The sequence below is a fragment of the Sphingobacterium kitahiroshimense genome (genome assembly GCF_025961315.1).
GTDB classification, from domain to species: Bacteria; Bacteroidota; Bacteroidia; order Sphingobacteriales; family Sphingobacteriaceae; genus Sphingobacterium; species Sphingobacterium anhuiense.
The window spans coordinates 4,246,273-4,264,792 of record NZ_JAOQNK010000001.1 but is presented as its reverse complement, the minus strand read 5'-3'; the positions used below and the strand labels follow the sequence as shown (position 1 = coordinate 4,264,792).

Sequence of the window (18,520 nt, the reverse complement as noted above, 5' to 3'; positions counted from 1 at the left end):
AGGAAACATAAAAAGGAGTAAATAAAAAAAGCATCGATAAATCGATGCTTTGATGTGCAGAATACTGGGTTCGAACCAGTGACCACTCCCGATGTATCGGGATGATCTGAACCAGCGTACTAGACACGAATCAATTCTTCGATTTTTAAACGGCTTTTCCAAGATTTAATAAGCGTTTCCCTAATCAAAGCATCATGCTTAGAGCCATATTCTTCCTGGTATACAACCTCCCAATCCTGAGCTCTACCGGTAAAACCTTTTTTATAAACAGCGTTATGCCTGCGAAGTCGCCCCTCAACATCTGAAGAAACACCGATATAATACCGGTCACAGCTTAACGAATATAAAATATATAGGAAATACATAAAAAGGGGTAAATAAAAAAAGCATCGATAAATCGATGCTTTGATGTGGAGAATACTGGGTTCGAACCAGTGACCCTCTGCTTGTAAGGCAGATGCTCTGAACCAGCTGAGCTAATTCTCCTTTTTTCTTTCAATGAACCATCTCATTTGTCAGTGACCACTCCCGATATATAGGGATGCTCTGAACCAGCTGAGCCAATTCACATTTAAGTATTTTGAAACACTTCTGTTTGTGTGGAGAATACTGGGTTCGAACCAGTGACCCTCTGCTTGTAAGGCAGATGCTCTGAACCAGCTGAGCTAATTCTCCATTAAGTATTTTGAAACACTTCTGTTTGTGTGGAGAATACTGGGTTCGAACCAGTGACCCTCTGCTTGTAAGGCAGATGCTCTGAACCAGCTGAGCTAATTCTCCATTTTTTTTCAGACTTTCAATAAATTAGCTGAGCTAATTCTCCGCTTTAGTTCTTGGTATATAATACCTTTCCCTAATTGCGTATGCAAATGTACTGCAAAATTTCGACTCTCAAAATTATTTCAAAAGTTTTTTACGCTTAAAAACGCAATCCACTAGAAGCCACGCATATAATTTTCAATATTTTTAGTCATAGAATTTCCAAGAAACACCAAATCTTATATTCGCATCATTCATCGGATAACGACGAACAGTATAATAGCCTTTTGGCATGCCCAAATATTGGTTTACAAAATTACAACTGATAAAAAGTGTCACGCGTTGTATGTTTGCTGTAGCCCACGCATCAAATATAGGATAAGTCGAAAATTTAATCCCTGCATTATCATTATAAAACTGACTTGCATTAATTGAATAAGATGGTGTTGTAAACGGAGTGTTGAAACGTGCATCAACTCCAATGTTGAAATCAACCACCTTATAAAGCACATTGCTGTAATACAAACTATGCCAGGTATATATTTCAGGAGTTGCAAGTGTTTCCTGCTGATCTGTTTTTTGATATACAATTAAGTTATCCAAGGTAAATTTACTAAACTTGAACTTTTGTCCTACTGAAACCTTTAATAGATTAACAGATCCTAATTGCGCCGGTTCAATTAATTTAGCCAGACGTGGATCATTTTGCGGATTATCAATCTCTTTAAAATAAAGATAGTTATCCATTAAAAAGTATTCAACCTTTCCATTGAACCCAATTTTTGGATTGCTATACTGAAAAGCTAGATTTTGTGTTTTTGTTTTATTAAGATCCCGCTCCCATTGATGGTACGTATAATTCATTCGATTAAACACCATTTCTGGTGATTTATTCTGCGAATAAGCCGAAAGCGTAATTTTACCAACATTAGAACTTAATAAAAAGTCGGCTTTTGCTTCATAAAGATAATCACCAAAATTATGACCCATCACTATCTGATTGACTTTACCTGTCAGATTGACTCGATCTGAGAACTTATACCCCAGCTCCCCCTTTAGCATACCATTTTGATAAAATCTGTTATTGACACCACTATCGGAATACCAATACATATCATGTTGAAAAGCAACATTTAATTTCGCTTCATTTTTAAAAATAGATTTTCCCCTCAAGTAAAAGCTATATTCAAATTCATTTGAAATAGAAGTAATTTCCGTTGTATCCTGCGTTAATCTGGAAGAGCCATAGGGGAAAGCACCATTAGCATCGGTTTCATTTTTAAAAAAATTATATTTCTGAATCCGTACAGAACTATTATGTGCAACACTATTTGTAGGGTAAATCTGCATCGTAGACTTACCTGCATCAACGGTATCAAGATGACCAAGAAACATCGATTGACGAAGGAAGAATGAATTATCACGCCATTCATTTCGAGGTCTATTGTCTCCTTGCCCCTGTAATCTTACGGGGTAACGATCGGACGATTGTTTTTCTTTATCTTTGAATATATTATCTGATAAAATCGAACCATTCTCTGAAGCATCAAGTTTATTAAACACTAAATTTGTCAACAAATTATAGCGGTGATTTTCGGACTCGTACCAAGCAAATAAAGCCGATTTGATATCGGAATACTTCTGATTGGTATAATATCCATCTGCTCTTGTTGCATGAAATTCTCCACCTATATTAAGTCTTGGATTTATATTTTGTGCAAGTCTAGCACGAAACACTTGATCATCAAAGAAAAAACCTACAGCATAAAGTTCCGAAAATCTAGCACGGGCCCTAAAATATTGAATAGAATCCGGTCTGTATAAGGTCCGCTCCAAGCTATGAAATCCACTTTGAAAACCTATCGTTTTACTAGGTTGAAATAATAGGTCACGCGTTGCCAAACCGTAGGAGCCTAAATTGATACTCGGATTCCCTGGTAAATTCTGTTTATTGTAATATTGAAAATTACGATGTGATGTATCTATTTGAACGGTGTAGGTTCCTTTTTTCATCATATCCAATGTTGTATATCGAATATATTTAGCAGACAAAATAACAGAATCCTGTTTTGCATCCTCTTTTGCCCTAGCAGAATCTAAAGCACTACTCCATTCATCATTACTTTGTGCTTGAACTTGATTTACAAAACCAAGAATACAACAAAAAATCGCTAATAAGCGCAGGGTCACCTTCATTAATATTTGAACTAGTATTGTTTAAAAACTATTGCAAAGCTATTAATTCTTTCAAAATTAACGTCATCTTTGGTTCAGCTTTTGCTGCTATATCTACGATATCCTGCAAAGAAACAGGTTGCAGATGATCATGAAAACCCTCATCAGTAATCACAGAGATCGCAAAAACAGGTATATCCATATGATTAGCGACAATAACTTCAGGCACAGTACTCATCCCTACAATATCACCACCAATCAATCTCATGTAACGATACTCGGCTTTAGTTTCCAAATTTGGTCCCGGGGCGGCTACATATACAACCTCATGCGCCCTAATTTCTTTGTGGACAGCAATGTCTAAACCTTGCTTTACCATTTCACGGTTATAGGGTTGACTCATATCAGGAAAACGTGGACCGAATGCGGCTAAGTTTGAACCACGTAGCGGATTATCTGGCAACAAATTAATGTGATCGGAAATAATACCCAAATCACCTTTAAGAATATTAGGGTTTAAAGATCCTGAGGCATTTGAAACAAAGAGCTTCTGAATGCCCAAGACTTTCATGATACGGATTGGAAATGTAATTTCTTTCATATTGTAGCCTTCATAATAATGAAGTCTACCCTGCATCGCTACAACCCTACGACCATTCAGCGTACCGAATATCAATTTACCGGAATGAAATTCAACTGTAGAAATGGGAAAGTTGGGGATATTGGAATACATCAATGAATACTGGACGTCGATCTCATCGACCAACTTACCCAATCCAGTACCTAGTATTATTCCAAATTCAGGCTGAAAATCGCCTATTTTCTTGCGGATAAATCCAGCGGTTTCTTCTATCAATTGATACATACGTGCAAAAAAACTAATTTAATCAAACTTAACTTAATTTTTTTGCACGTACAAATCACTTAACTTTTTTTAATTATGTGAAAGCGCTCTATCGGAGGCTTTACCCGGAGAAGTTAAAATCAACAATAAGAATGTTATAAAACCATTGATAATGATCAAGTCTAAACCGATTACATACGGCGTATAAACTTCTATTACATAAGTTTTCAAAATATACAAAATAGCTGGTGATATAACACAAATGAAAGGCACTAGTTTGTCTTTAACTGCGTATTTTGTAGCAATACCTACAACAAAGAGTCCCAACAATGGACCATATGTGTAACTTGCAGCTGTAAAGATTGCGTTTACGACCGAATCATCATTGATTAATTTGAATACTAAAATCACCAATAACATAACAATAGAAAAGCCAAAATGTACATAATTGCGTTGCTTAACCAATACAGGATCATTTGGATTCTCTTTTTTATTGAAATTTAGGAAATCAATACAATACGAAGTCGTCAAAGCAGTTAATGCTGAGTCAGTAGTTGCAAATGTAGCTGCCGTCAATCCCATCATAAAAATTATTGCCGGAAGAATAGCCAAATGATTTAAAGCAATTTCAGGATATAAATAATCACGAGTAGCGAGCTGACTGATATCAATTCCATTTTTCTCTGCATAGATATAGAGCAGTGCTCCAACTGCTAAAAAGAAAATATTGATCACCACAAATACACTGGTAAAGGTAATCATATTCTTTTGAGCCTCTTTGATTGTTCCCATGGAGAGGTTCTTCTGCATCAGATCCTGGTCTAATCCTGTCATGGCAATGGTTACAAAAATCCCCCCTAGAAATTGTTTCCAAAAATTAGCTTTGCTACCAACAAAATCATCCAAAAAGAATATTTTAGAATAGCTACTTTCTTTAACTGCTTCGAAAGTATCAACAATTCCAAAGTTTAGTCCTTTAGCCATAAAGTAGATGGAAAGAATAACCGCTGTTATCAAAAATGTTGTTTGCAGTGTATCTGTAACAATAATTGTCTTCAACCCGCCTTTATTTGTATAAAGCCAAATTAACAACAGACAGATGACAACTGTAACTACAAAAGGAATATTCCAAGCGTCAAAAATAAAATGTTGCAATACAATAGCAACCAAGTAAAGACGAAAGGCAGAACCAATCGTTCTTGAAATTAAAAAAATAGCTGCTCCTGTTTTATAGGTTGTATGACCAAAACGTTCTTCTAAATAGGTGTAAATAGAAGTTAGGTTCATCCTATAATATAGCGGTAACAAGACATATGCGATGATAATAAAACCAACGGCATTTCCGAGTACAAACTGAAAGTAGCTAAATTCTGAAGCACCAACTGCTCCCGGTACTGAAATAAAAGTCACTCCTGACAATGCAGTACCAATCATTCCAAAGGCAACCATATACCATTTCGAATTGCGATTAGCCACAAAAAAAGTGGAGTTATCTGATGATCCCTTTGAAGTAAAATGCGCTACGGCAAGTAAAACAGCAAAGTAGACCACCAAAAATGATAATAAAATTATTGGTGACATAAGTTTGTTTTATAATAGGTGATTTAGTGTTTAGTGTGTTTCTTGATATGCCTCTATTGCTTGGCGCACATGACCAAATTTTTCCAATAATTCTGTCGCTTCAGCTTCCGTTGCATTCGTTTCATCCATAATAATACGGACCCCGCGAGCCACTAATTTATGATTAGATAATTGCATGTCGACCATTTTATTTCCCTGCACACGTCCCAATTGGATCATAATGGAGGTACTTAGCATATTCAGTACTAATTTTTGAGCAGTCCCTGCTTTCATACGTGTAGAACCTGTAACAAACTCAGGTCCAACCACAACTTCCACAGGTAATTGCGCTTCTTTTGCTATAGGAGAACCACTATTACAAACGATACAGCCTGTTGCTAATCCCGCGGCATTGGCAGCTTGTAAACCTCCAACTACATAAGGAGTCGTTCCTGATGCGGCAATACCGATAACAACATCCGTTTTATTGATACTATATTCAGTCAAGTCCTTCCAGGCCTGTTCTGTATCATCTTCGGCAAATTCAACTGCTTTTCGGATAGCCGTATCTCCTCCTGCAATCATTCCGATAATCCAATCAAATGGAACACCATAAGTTGGAGGACATTCTGATGCATCCAAAACACCTAGTCGTCCACTTGTACCAGCACCGATATAAAAAACACGTCCCCCATTTTTCATCTTAGCCACACACTCATTAACCAACGCCTCTATCTGCGGAATAGCTTTTTCAACAGCCATCGGAACGGTCTTATCTTCGTTATTAATATTCGTCAACAACTCCAAAACAGTCATTTTTTCTAAATCCTGGTAATGCGATTCTTTTTCGGTTGTATTTATCATCCTATCTTCTATATTATCCTTTATTCTATTGTAATAACTCACGAATATCGACAAATTGATATTCCTCTTTCTTTAACTTATCTATTATTTTACCTAAACGGTGATAAAATTTATCTTTTCGACGTGAGTCTGTGCCCATATGTATGAGTATGATAAATCCATTTAATCCGTTTAGCTTTTTATTTTGTTCCCATAGCCCCTTTTCAATATCATCGGAAGATAAATATCGTTTACCCATTTCAGGATAACTATAATCGGCGGCAGTTCGTAATCCAGGAGTATAATTAATGGGAACATATCCCATTTGCTCACTCCAAGTTACAATCTCCTGATTGTACCATTCATACGAAGGAATAAAATATTTGTTATCGGTTCGAAAACCTAATTTTTCTAATTCCCTGAAATTCATCTCCAAATCTTGGATAAATGAATCCTTTGTTACTAATAAACCTTGTCTATTGCCCCAGTCACTAAACAATAAGTGTTTATCAGAATGAGCAGAAAGATAATTTTTATTCCTTTTAATCTCCTTTACAACAGAACGAAATTTGGATGTTCTCAAAAAGTCTCCTGTTAGAAAGAAAGAACCCTTTACATCCTTTTCTTTCAATATTTTTAGCACCGTCAATCCACCATCAGCTAAATCATGTCCTGTAAAAACCAGCGCTAATTGCTTTTGCAAGCTATCTCCTCTCACGATAGCTCCAAAAGAATCTTTGACTACTTTTTTATTTGAGGCTCCTCTAAGGCCTTTTGTTCTTGAGAAGCTAACAAATAGATCAATGAAGCAGTACCATCCATTGTAGGTTCATTTGTACTATAGTCACCATAATCATCATGATAAACAACAAGATCACTTTGAAATGCCGCATACGGATCCTCATTGAGCAATTTAATTCCGATCAGATTACGATATGTCGAAGTCATTATGGGACCATCAACTAACCCACCATCAATTGGAAAATTCTTTAAATGAGTAAAAGCAGAATGCGGATTAACCGGTGTATCGCCCCACGAAGGCAGGCCATAAACCATGCTTGTACCCCAAGGATTTGTACCGAAGATCCAATCTATATTTGCTTGTGCCAATTCATCATATTGTGTATCCTGTGTCAATTCTTTATACCATAAACATTGAATAGCGAAGGATACAGTCAAATTATTACTGCACCAAATAAAAGGAACACCCCTATAAAAGGCATTTGTTTTTGCCCGTTCAAAAACCGACGCTATTCCAGACTTATAATATGAGACAATCTCCTCGCGATCATTGCCTTTTAGCTGTTTTCCCAGTTCATAATGCCCTAGATTAATAAATGGATACCATTGATAATGTGCTGCGGTATCTGTTTCCATCCACGGCGTAATTTTCTCCTGCCGCGCATAAACTATCGATTCATTTAAAAACCGCTTCTTATTTGTTGCTCCATAAAACATTGCTCCAGCAAGTTCCATGTCATCAACCCAATTATCCTCGGCATAAATATAAGGAGACTTCACTGATACTGTTTGTGTTACCCCAGGTTTTATTAATGCAAAGTTATATGCTGTTTTGGCTTTTTTAGCCAAAGTTTTAGCATATTTAATATCATCATTTCGAAACAAAGAACTACCCAGATGAAAAGCACTCGAAAATTTGGCTGCCGTTGAACTTGTACCAGTTGTATTATTCATAAACTTACCTCTTTGTTGCGGTTCTCCATTTATAAAATAAACAGGTCTTTCAAAACCTCTTCCATAAAAAGGATCTTCACCTGGCATTCTCATATTCGTATGATCACGGTCATCTGCAATCTGGTTAAACATTAAGTTTGGCGCAGGATGCATCTTCAGCAACCAATCCAATCCCCATTTTGCTTCGTCCAGCACATCAGCGCGACCATTCTGGCCATCCAATCCATTTGCCTGCTTTTGATCACCAAATACTTTTGGAAAATCTCTATAAGCCGCTAACAAATGATAAGTAGCATTTGCCGAAGTCGTTGAATATTGCAAATAATCGGAAGCATCATGCCAGCCTCCTCCTGCATCAATACGTGAGCTATCTGCAATACCTACCTTATTAGCATGCAATACAAAACCATCGTGTGTATGACAGCTATCTTTCAGATACGGGTTAAAAAGTGTTCTTTGTTGCCGCATATAACGAAGTGCAAAATCAGCAGCTCCTTTATATACATCCTTTCCAATTTTAAAAACTGGTGATTTCACTTTTCCAACTCTTAAATAATAAGAACCCGTATCGCGATATGCTGAAAAATCAAACCTAAAGCTTTGCACAAATGGTCCATAAGTTCCAAAATCTTTACCGATTAGATTCGAAAATACACTTTTCTGCGTTTTCACATCAATCAGTTCAAACCGAGTATAATCAGCCTTTTCCTTTGCTCCAAATACCGCAACTTTAATTCCTGCAGGTGTATACCCTAATTGGTTCACTCTTATCCATGCCTGTTCTTGCGCTTTCGCAAAGTTAAAAACAAAACATGCAAAAACAAGCATAAAAACTCGCTGTAAATGTAATAAGTTTTGTGTAGTTAATTTCATAATTTAGAACTTTTATAAAGTTAAAATTTTAGTTTAACAATTTTACCGTCCATTGTGCTGCAAACTAACCCTTTATTACCCATAATCAATGGCGGATTGACCATACCATTTGATATTTTATATTGCCACATTACAGCTCCTGATGAGGCATTAACAGCTGACAGCAAACCTGAATGACTTGGTACAAAAACAATTTTACTGTTAGCGGTTATCGCTGACGGGGTTAGTTCATATGGAAGTTTCAAATCTGATTTCCATGAGACTTCCATTTTATCAGCTTTGGTGGAAATACCAAGTAAATCACCATCCATTGTTTTCACATAAACATATTTATGATCAGTTGATAAACCCATTGACTCTCTAACTCGTATCGTATCCTTCTTCTCTCGCCAGATAACCGTTCCATCTTTTGCATTTAATGCTGTCATAAACCGATCTGGAGCTACTACATAAATGGCGTTATTCACCGCAACGGGATAACAAGCAGCAGCTGAAAACATCCGATTTGCATGCCCATTATTCCATTCCCACTCTAATTTACCTGACTGCGCATTTAAGGCATAAAAACCATTACCCCATGAACCAAAAATAATTAGATTTTGATAATAAGTTGGAAGCGTAGAAACATACCCCTTTACACCCTTAAAATTCCACCTTTCCTTTCCAGTCAATACATCCAATGCTCTAAAAACTCCATCCGAACCACCGATGTATGCAGTGCCACTCTGAATCAAAGGTGATCCCAAAACAGCTTTTCCTGTTTTTACTTTCCATTTTAACAGTCCACTTTCTGCATCCAATCCATAGATATAATGATCTGAAGAACCGACGATAACAACCCCCTTCCAAGCAGCTGGTGTTGAATAAACTTTACCACCAGTTTTAAATGACCATTTTTTCTGTCCCGTATTATTATCCAAAGCAAAAACATCACCTGAAGTATTTGCTGTAATGATCAAATCTTTATAAAGTGCCATTCCAGAACCGATATCACTCTCATCTTGAAAAACCCAATCCACAGCAACTTTAGAGGCAAATTTTTCATTAACTGCGTAATTTGGTCTTGGATATTTCTTTTTATCTAGTTCAAAATGATGATTTTCTAGCGGGATCACTGCCCAAGGATCCAAGTAAGTTCCATCAACTGTACGTTCTTGACAAGTAGCCTTACCCTGGTCAATCGTCACAATATTATAACCACCATACTCATTCTTGGCGCGCAAATTTGACCTCCCCATGATCCCGGGTATACCCTCCCAGTCGTACACTTTATTTATATGACCATGTCCACAAAAAGCCAATTGCACATTCCTAGATTTCACACGATCCAACGCTTCAAACCAATTATTTAAAGAAGAATCTTGCGGATAATGATTGATATATATGAGAGGGGTATTACGATCAGGATGAGCAATAAACACAGAATCCATCCACACTAGGTTTTCCCTCGGAATCTGACCGGGACTCATCCGCATGTTAGGACCAGAGTTTGTTCCCAAAAATATAAATCCTTTATGTTTAAAGAAGAAGGTTTCACCTCCAAACACACTACGAAATGTATTAGCCCCATTTTCAGACCAGTTACCATCATGATTTCCAGGTATTACATACCAGGGTAATGACAAGCTATCCAGTATCTGCTTGGCCAATTTCAATTCATGATCCGCACCAAACTCTGTAATATCACCCGATAAAATAACAAAATCAATATCTTTTAATGTATTCAGATCTTTTACGGTTCGACGTAAATCTTCTTCTCCAGTTGCACCGCCAACATGCGTATCTGTTACATGAGCAAATTTGAAAGTTTGCGCATGCAAGAAATTGAAGGCAAAAATCATTATGCAAATAAAACTATAGGTTCTTTTTATCATTATAGGAATCAGTTATTAAAGTAAATATACTTAAAAAAATGCACAAACATGCATGTTTGTGCAATAACATAAAATAATAACGCAAACAAAGAATTTTATATATTGATCAATGGAAACAAATAAAAAGAGCCACTTAAATTAAGTGGCTCTAATAACCCAGTAGTCAAAGACTACCAGCCTGCTGTTTGTGTTAATGTATATCCTCTGTCTTTATACTCGTTAACCTGAGCCTGACCAACTGGAGCCATATAAGAGCGATCTGTGAAAGGTTCTCTATGTTGCGCATTTTCAACCATATAAAAACCAACCAATTGATCAGCATTGCTACCATTATATGTAATTGTCGCACCGGTTGCATTCACAACTTTCAATTTACCTTCATTACTCTTATTTAGTAAACTAGGCATATCTGTTTTCACATCTAACCACGGGCCTAAGAAATAGTCTTGATTTTTACTATAATCCATGTAATTAAGTTTTTTCCAGCGCTTAATATCCAACAATCTAAAACCTTCGTACACAAATTCCATTCGGCGTTCACGACGAATTTCCCACATCAAAGGAGAAACATCACCATCACGAGAAGGATCTACCGCAATAGCTCCAAGAATTAAAGGCGCAGTTTTTTTAACTCCTTTTGAAGTTGCAATAGCATCAATTGGACGGTTTCTGATCGCATTAACCGACTTATCCAGATCCGACTGCGTAACTGCAGCTCCACCAAAACCTTCAGCTAAAATCTGTTTCGTCTCGACCCAGTTCAATACAACTTCAGCTAGACGAATGACAGGCGCATCAGTAATATTTGTATTACTAGCCCAAGCCGCAGGATATGTTTTGCCTAAATAAGTAAGAGCCTCACGAGAAGCAAATTTAAAAGCATACAATAAAGTCGCAGAAGAACTTAATGGTTTTTCATAAAATGAAGCCTCAAATCTAGGATCACGCGACACTGCCAAATCTTTTATCTTGAAACTACTTGCATTTGTTGCAGTAGAATTTTGCCAAGGCTTACCATCGTTACAAATAAACGATTTCATCAATACTAAATTGGCTGCTGAATTTTGTCCTTCAGTTCCGTTACTATAAGATCCTACACTATGCGTAACACTTTTACCATTATCGTAGGCTCTATACATGATCACCTCTTTATTGGCGCTTAGATCATCTGAAGAAAACAAACTTTTAAAATCACTCGTAAATGAATACGCGTTCGAATTGATAACAATTTCAGAAGCTTGTTGTGCTAATTCAAGATATTTCTTAGCCCTATTTTTATCCAGGTTATGATAATATTGAAATGATCCTTCAAACAACATTAATCTAGAAATAAAAGATGCGGCAATATATCTATTCAAATACTGTTTACCGTCATTGATTCTCATATTCTCCAAGGCATATTTAAAGTCTTCGTAAACCTTATCCATTACCTCACCGCGTTTATCACGGTCTTTATACATTAATTGGGTATCATTATCCGCGAGTTCACGATCAAAATAAGGAACATCACCAAAAACCTCCACTAAGCGACTATATTCAAACCCTCTAAAAAAGCGCGCAACTGCAGTCCAATGATTATAGGCTTCAGTGGTAATATTTGGTTTAGTTTTAGTATCGATTCTATTGATAAAAATATTTGCCTTTCTTACCCAAGCAAAATTCCATGTTGGGCCAGAATACTGCGTCAACATAGATGGAGCCTCCATAGCAGTAATCGTGCTACCAGAACCTACACGAGATGCAGGAACAGCATTTTCAAAATTTGTCTGAACGTTTCTATTTGTCAAATCATCTGAGAACGTATAACCAGTAACCGGAGCATAATCTGTCCCCCAAGCACTATTATACCCCACAAAGTAATTTTGATAAAACCCATTCGCATATAACCGAAGTCCCAATTCATTTCCCCAACTATTTTCATCTTCCAACTGTGTCAATTGATTTCTATCTAACACTTCCTTATTACATGATGAAAACAAAGCCATTGCCCCAAAAGCAACGTATGCTATTTTCTTTGAATATTTCATTTTCATTGTTATTAAAAATTAACTTGAACACCAAACGATACCGACTTAAAAGTAGGCGTACCAATCCCTGTTCTTCCCGAGTTATAATTCGTGTCATTAAACATTGAATAACCATTTATCACTTCAGGATCGATAGGCAATCCATTTACATGATCTTTTGTAAAGAAATTCTCTAATGACGTATAGACACGTGCTGATTTAATATAAACTTTATTCAGCATCGTAGTTGGCAACGAATAACCCAACGTTATATTTTTAACACGCAGGTATGATAAGTCCAACAGGTATCTCGATTGGATTTGCATATTATTATTCAGATTGTTACCACCATTATTATAAGCTCTAGGATAAAATGCTTCAAGATTATCGGCAGACCAAAAATTATCGGCAATAGTTGAAGGCATTGCACCGTCAGAGGATTGATAGCCAGCAATCGCTAACGAACCATTACCCCACATTTCACGTTTCCCAATACCTTGAACAAACGCAGAAAAATCAAACCCCTTAAAATCAAGACCTAAACGGAAACCATATTCATATCTAGGCGTCTCATTCCCCAAGATTGCTAAATCCCCATGATCATTAACGGTCTTACTTCCATCATTGATAACTCCATCACCGTTTAAATCAGCAAATTTTACATCACCAGGCCCGAAAATAAAGTCACTGCTATTCTGCAAATATCCTTGGTAAGCGCCTTTAGGGTCAGATAATTTATTTACTATTTTACCTTTATCTGTTGTTTTAACTAATGCTCCAGCGGCATCATATTCAAAATCTGAAGCTTGGTACAATCTATCAGTTTTATACCCCCAGATTTCTCCTACTTTTTTACCCACATAATAACTGCTGATCAACTGCGTATCTGTATATTTTAAGATAGTTGATTGTGCATCAGCTAATGTTCCACGCATGTTTAAACCTAAACCATTGCTAAATCTATGATTAAAGTCTACCGCAAACTCCCATCCTTGAGTCTTCATATCACCATAATTCCCTTGTGGTGCTGGCGCTCCAAATGTTGCACTCACATTTCCACTAGGAACAATCATATTTCTCGTATTTCTTCTATACCAATCAAATACAAAACCCAACTTATTATTAAGCACTCTTAAATCAGCTCCTAAATTCAAAGTTTCAATATTTTGCCACGATATATCCGATCGCACAGAAGTTGGTGTACCGATCGCATAAACCCTACTACCATCTGCAGCCAACCAACTCACCTCTCCAACAGTCATAGTTGACGTATATAAACTTGGCTTAATCGTTTGATCACCAATAGAGCCCCATGAACCTCTAAATTTCAATTGGTTCACAACAGGCTTAGACCATTCCATAAAACCTTCTTCCGAAGCAACCCAACCAGCTGAAAAAGATGGAAACCATTTCCATTTCAAGTCTGTCGGAAATTTAGAAGAACCATCATATCTAATGTTACCCTCAAAAAGATACTTATTCTTGTAGGCATAGTTCACACGTCCAAAGTACCCCAACTGAGCTTCCCATTTTGCATCACCCGTAGCTTGTTGTGATGCAGTATTAATTCCAAATCCTAACTGAGGATTATTTAAATCTATTAGATTAAATGTTTGCGAAGAATTTTCAGAATAATCTAATGTTACACGGTTCAATCCTGCAATAAATTTAAAATCGTGATCATCATTTACCCTTAAATTGTAAGTTGTCAATGCATTGATCGTATTATTTCGTTCGTTACCAGCTGTCCTTTTATAATGATCAGGATTACCACCATTAGGCGTATACTGATAATAATTTAGATCGTATGCACGCATGGCACCAGAAACATCTGAAGCTACTAAAGCACCTGTATTATCAACATAAACAGGAACGCCATTTGCATCATTTCTAGCCACACCAGCAACCCATGAATCTGCCCCTGTAAATCGTGTTCCTGGATAAGTATTGATCATCTCATTATTTGCAAATGTGTAATCAATATCAAACTTCCAGTTATCATTAATTTTTACTGTCGCTCCTAGATTTAGATTTAAATAATTATTTTGTAGACTGGCTGTATTTGCCGCAGATGTTTCACTCCAAGGACTTCTGATCGCTCTATCATTTTCATCCAAGCCCATTGGATACAGCGAACTCCATCTATACAAATATAACCAAGGATCTGCAGTTGTTGAGTTAGTCGTATACGGATACTGTTTATTTCTTCTAGAGACCATCGCTCCTGCTCTCACAGTCAAATATTTGTTAAGCTCGGTAGAAATCCGCAACGAAGCATTATAACGCTTAAACTTATCGTTGTCAGTAGTTTTCATCATTCCAGCCTGACTGAGAGTAGCCATACTTAAATTGTAATCTGTTTTTCCTGCAGATCCAGAAAATGAAAGATTATGTTGTGACGAAGGAGCAACATCACGAATCATATAATCTTGAGGATCATAAGTTCGTACACCATATTTTTTTGTTGGTTCAGCTGGATTCACATACCAATCTCTTCCATATACAGTTGGATCATTAACACCTAATTTTCCACCATATAGCTTCTCCCATTCTAAAGCACGGTTATAACTTTCACGATTTACTTTATAAAAAGCCCCAGCTTCGGTTCCTCCAACACGCTCTACAGCTTCCAAAGTATATTTCAAAGCATTTACCCCAGCCATATTATAATCGATTGCCGAGCTTTGAAACGAAAAGTTATTTGAATAATTGATATTTACTTTTTCACCTGATCCACCTTTTTTTGTCGTAATCAAAACAACACCAAAGGCTGCTTTTGCACCATAAATTGATGATGCGGCAGCATCTTTCAATACAGTAATCGATTCCACATCAGCAGGATTAACCAACTGAATACTTGGTATTTCAACATTATCCAACAAAATAAGTGGGTTAGATGTTCCTGCAATAGAACCTATCTGCCCACGTATTTTCATAACCGGATCAGACCCGACCTCGCCACTTGGAATAACCACGGTCAAACCTGGAGTAGTTCCCTGAATACCTCTTCCAACATCAGCAATAGCTCTGCCTTGTAAATTATCTTTTACAGAAATTGACGAAACAGCACCTGTCAAATTTCCTTTTTTCTGCGTACCATAACCAACCACAACGACTTCTTCCAAAGCTTGATTGCTAGATTCTATGGTTACATTAACTGTATTAGAAGTTACTGTCACCTCTTTTGTTGCATAACCCACAGAAGTAAATCTTAATTTACTTCCAATTGGAGCAGCAATTTTGAAATGACCTTGGCTATCAGTTTTTGTAGATGCCGTCCCTCCAACAACTACTACGCTTACCTCAGATATGGGCCCATCTGGTCCAGTCACTACCCCCTGAACTGCATTTTGAAGTACAGATTTGGATGAAGCTAAAAGTGACTGTGTTACTTTAGGATTATTTAGAATACTCTCTTTGCTCACATTACTGAAAGACTTAGAAGGCACACTTAATCCCACTGCAACAGAAAATAGTATAAATTTTCTCATTGTATTGTAGCGTTTTAAAATAAATGATTGCTTATATTGATATTTAGTTTGTTTGTTTTATTTAAAATCTGGGTAGATCAAATATTTTTTACGCATCAATTTATATGCGTCTAAATCCTTAGCCCATGATGCTCTAATTTCTTCTTCCGATTTACCCGCAAGAATCTGCAGTCTTAATTGATCTGTTCCCGCTAGCTTGTCAAAAAAGGCAGGTCGAGCAAAGAAAGTTGACTTATCAGGAGTTTTATTGTAAAAATCCAAGAGATATTTCAGGGTAAACTTGTGCTCTGAAGGAATTATATTTCGCAGATCAACACCATAATTAACAGCGCCTTTACCTTCCACATGTTTTGTCATACCATGGCGATCACCTGGAGTAAAAGTAAATGAACCGTAAACTGGATTGGTATAACCAATAATTTGAAATGGCCAGTCCGTTCCACGTCCCACGGAAATATCAGTCCCCTCAAAAAGACATAATGATAAATACAGCCGAACCGATAACGCATTTGGAAGACTTGGTGAGGGAATAACCGGCAGTTCATACATCATCTTATGATCATATCCTTTTACAGGGACAACCGTAACATCACATTGCTTTCCATTTTCTAACCATTTTTCACCATTAACCATTTTCGCCAATTCACCAATTGTCAACCCGTGAATCATCGCTATTTTGTGCCATGAAACATCAGATTTAAATTTATCATCATGTCTTACTGGACCGTCTACTTGATCTACATTTGGATTAGGTCGATCCAAAACAATCAATTTCTTATTATGTTTTGCACATAATTCCATGACACGATGCAACGAAGTGATATAAGTATAAAATCGAGCACCTACATCCTGAAGATCGAAAATCATAACATCGATAGTGTTTATGATTGAATCCTGTTTCTGATTACCGCCATATAAAGTATATAAAGGCAATCCTGTTTTTGAGTCAACATCATTTCCAAATTTCTCCCCCCTTTCTACATCACCTCTAAATCCATGCTCAGGAGCAAAAGCGAATTTTAAATCCACTTTCTCCCGAAATAATAGATCAACCAAATGTTCCTTTGATCGTCCAACAACAGAAGTTTGATTCCCCATTATCCCAACCTTCTTACCTTTTAGCATTGGTAAATAAATTGCAAGTTGATCTGCTCCAGGTAAGATTTCTGAATTATTAATAACAGAAGAAGTCTTGCTTACAATTGCTGATTTACTAGCACACGAATTGAAAGTAAGAAAACTTGTCAATGCAAGGAATGCAAATAGTCTTTTCATAGTTAAATTAAAATTGATGACAGCATATCTACCATACTGCCAAATAGTTGATAATTCGTCAATAAATGTAAGTAGATGTTTTCGTTTTTTAAATTAAATAACTCATAAAAACGCAAAACAAAGTAAGTGATCACTTTTATTTTATCCATATTCAATTGCTATTTATTTAACATTTTTTAACAGAAAAAATCACTTCAATAACGCAACTAATTAAATAACAACATATTAAACAAAATTTAAAGATGTAAAAGTGGTTCAAATAGTGTAACAGATACACCTTAATGTAACATTACTGATACATATTCAGAATGTAGCATAAAACAGCAAACAACACTTTCTTAAGAAAAAGATAAGAGAAATATCTTTCGGGGATCAAAAGCGACAAAAAAACTCCTCAAATGCAATGAAATCCTCAAAAAAAAATAAATAACAAAAAAAGGAACCCATACGAGCTCCTTTTATTTCATTGATCGATTCGATCTATTATAAAGATAAAAGTTTCAAATCAGTCAGATTTCCCCTCAGCTTTAACATAAAGGCATCCCCTGGATCTGATTTAGACGTAAAATAATCAGGATCAGTCTCTTTCCAATATTTAGTCTTTCGAAAAGCTCTATATTCATGATGGCCAATTACAAAATCAATCGGATACTTACTTTTCAAGTATCTAATCAGCTTCTCATTTGCTTTTAACTGCTTTTCGGTAAGTGGATACTTATCTCCTCCAATATTTTCAATACCGATAGCACAATAGTTTAAACCAATAGTGTGTCTCGCAAACACTGTATCGGGTAAAAACTGATAAATTGTTCCATCTCTGTCAATAACATATTGGGAAGAAACATTTAAAGCACTTGCTTTTCTGAGTTCAGGCCTTCCGGGCAATAGCACTGGATTGAATGTATTAAATGTTGCCTGAACACTGTTATTCGCGGTCCAGTGCACTACTACCATTGTTGGCTTAATAATGGCTTTTTGCTGTACAATACCATGCCTTTTTTTCAAATAATCTAAAGACAATTGCTCACGCTCAGCATTCCAAATAATTGGTTTTTGAATAATTTCAGATGTCTGCGCAAATGAACGAATGGCAAAAAATAAAAATAGAAAATAAAAATATCTCAT

The 18,520-nt window shown here is 36.4% G+C and carries 12 protein-coding genes and 3 tRNA genes; all 15 read right to left on the bottom strand.

Going from position 1 to position 18,520, the window contains the following annotated elements; genetic code table 11:
- Nucleotides 1–119: 119 nt before the first annotated feature.
- Nucleotides 120–365 carry a GIY-YIG nuclease family protein gene (locus tag M2265_RS18615; RefSeq protein WP_132769370.1) on the bottom strand — a complete coding sequence of 82 codons (246 nt, stop codon included), beginning with the start codon at nt 363–365 and terminating at the stop codon, nt 120–122.
- A 46-nt stretch (nt 366–411) separates the two neighbouring features.
- Nucleotides 412–486 (bottom strand) — tRNA-Val (locus M2265_RS18610).
- 114 nt (nt 487–600) lie between these two features.
- Nucleotides 601–675: transfer RNA gene (locus M2265_RS18605), tRNA-Val, on the bottom strand.
- A gap of 30 nt (nt 676–705) precedes the next feature.
- Nucleotides 706–780: transfer RNA gene (locus M2265_RS18600), tRNA-Val, on the bottom strand.
- Between the two features lie 186 nt (nt 781–966).
- Complete coding sequence (locus tag M2265_RS18595) at nt 967–2,955, bottom strand: putative porin (protein WP_132769372.1); 1,989 nt, start codon at nt 2,953–2,955, stop codon at nt 967–969.
- A 28-nt stretch (nt 2,956–2,983) separates the two neighbouring features.
- Entirely contained in the window at nt 2,984–3,799 is an 816-nt protein-coding gene (locus M2265_RS18590; protein WP_132769374.1) for a purine-nucleoside phosphorylase, read from the bottom strand.
- A 69-nt stretch (nt 3,800–3,868) separates the two neighbouring features.
- Nucleotides 3,869–5,359 carry a sodium:solute symporter gene (locus M2265_RS18585; protein WP_132769376.1) on the bottom strand — a complete coding sequence of 497 codons (1,491 nt, stop codon included), beginning with the start codon at nt 5,357–5,359 and terminating at the stop codon, nt 3,869–3,871.
- Between the two features lie 30 nt (nt 5,360–5,389).
- Entirely contained in the window at nt 5,390–6,202 is an 813-nt protein-coding gene (murQ, locus tag M2265_RS18580; protein WP_132769378.1) for an N-acetylmuramic acid 6-phosphate etherase, read from the bottom strand.
- A gap of 25 nt (nt 6,203–6,227) precedes the next feature.
- Nucleotides 6,228–6,884: a polysaccharide deacetylase family protein gene (locus M2265_RS18575; RefSeq protein WP_237682825.1), complete on the bottom strand. Its 657-nt coding sequence runs from the start codon at nt 6,882–6,884 to the stop codon at nt 6,228–6,230.
- A 38-nt stretch (nt 6,885–6,922) separates the two neighbouring features.
- Entirely contained in the window at nt 6,923–8,749 is a 1,827-nt protein-coding gene (locus M2265_RS18570) for a glycoside hydrolase family 9 protein (protein WP_237682826.1), read from the bottom strand.
- Nucleotides 8,750–8,769: 20 nt separating this feature from the next.
- Nucleotides 8,770–10,623 (bottom strand): PQQ-binding-like beta-propeller repeat protein, encoded by a 1,854-nt coding sequence (locus M2265_RS18565; protein WP_132769380.1) that lies wholly within the window; start codon nt 10,621–10,623, stop codon nt 8,770–8,772.
- Between the two features lie 170 nt (nt 10,624–10,793).
- Nucleotides 10,794–12,650 carry a RagB/SusD family nutrient uptake outer membrane protein gene (locus M2265_RS18560; RefSeq protein WP_132769382.1) on the bottom strand — a complete coding sequence of 619 codons (1,857 nt, stop codon included), beginning with the start codon at nt 12,648–12,650 and terminating at the stop codon, nt 10,794–10,796.
- 11 nt (nt 12,651–12,661) lie between these two features.
- Nucleotides 12,662–16,120, bottom strand: coding sequence for a SusC/RagA family TonB-linked outer membrane protein (locus M2265_RS18555; protein WP_132769384.1), 3,459 nt, complete (start codon nt 16,118–16,120; stop codon nt 12,662–12,664).
- A gap of 57 nt (nt 16,121–16,177) precedes the next feature.
- The gene (locus M2265_RS18550; protein ID WP_132769386.1) at nt 16,178–17,395 is read right to left on the bottom strand and encodes an exo-beta-N-acetylmuramidase NamZ domain-containing protein; all 1,218 of its coding nucleotides are present in this window, start codon (nt 17,393–17,395) and stop codon (nt 16,178–16,180) included.
- Between the two features lie 483 nt (nt 17,396–17,878).
- Nucleotides 17,879–18,520: an N-acetylmuramoyl-L-alanine amidase gene (locus M2265_RS18545; protein WP_132769388.1), complete on the bottom strand. Its 642-nt coding sequence runs from the start codon at nt 18,518–18,520 to the stop codon at nt 17,879–17,881.

Excerpts from the sequence above, each read along its gene's own strand:
- murQ (WP_132769378.1), bottom strand. The coding sequence starts at position 6,202 with ATGATAAATACAACCGAAAAAGAATCGCATTACCAGGATTTAGAAAAA.
- M2265_RS18555 (WP_132769384.1), bottom strand. The coding sequence starts at position 16,120 with ATGAGAAAATTTATACTATTTTCTGTTGCAGTGGGATTAAGTGTGCCT.
- M2265_RS18585 (WP_132769376.1), bottom strand. The coding sequence starts at position 5,359 with ATGTCACCAATAATTTTATTATCATTTTTGGTGGTCTACTTTGCTGTT.
- M2265_RS18545 (WP_132769388.1), bottom strand. The coding sequence starts at position 18,520 with ATGAGATATTTTTATTTTCTATTTTTATTTTTTGCCATTCGTTCATTT.
- M2265_RS18560 (WP_132769382.1), bottom strand. The coding sequence starts at position 12,650 with ATGAAATATTCAAAGAAAATAGCATACGTTGCTTTTGGGGCAATGGCT.
- M2265_RS18615 (WP_132769370.1), bottom strand. The coding sequence starts at position 365 with ATGTATTTCCTATATATTTTATATTCGTTAAGCTGTGACCGGTATTAT.
- M2265_RS18550 (WP_132769386.1), bottom strand. The coding sequence starts at position 17,395 with ATGAAAAGACTATTTGCATTCCTTGCATTGACAAGTTTTCTTACTTTC.
- M2265_RS18590 (WP_132769374.1), bottom strand. The coding sequence starts at position 3,799 with ATGTATCAATTGATAGAAGAAACCGCTGGATTTATCCGCAAGAAAATA.
- M2265_RS18565 (WP_132769380.1), bottom strand. The coding sequence starts at position 10,623 with ATGATAAAAAGAACCTATAGTTTTATTTGCATAATGATTTTTGCCTTC.
- M2265_RS18570 (WP_237682826.1), bottom strand. The coding sequence starts at position 8,749 with ATGAAATTAACTACACAAAACTTATTACATTTACAGCGAGTTTTTATG.
- M2265_RS18595 (WP_132769372.1), bottom strand. The coding sequence starts at position 2,955 with ATGAAGGTGACCCTGCGCTTATTAGCGATTTTTTGTTGTATTCTTGGT.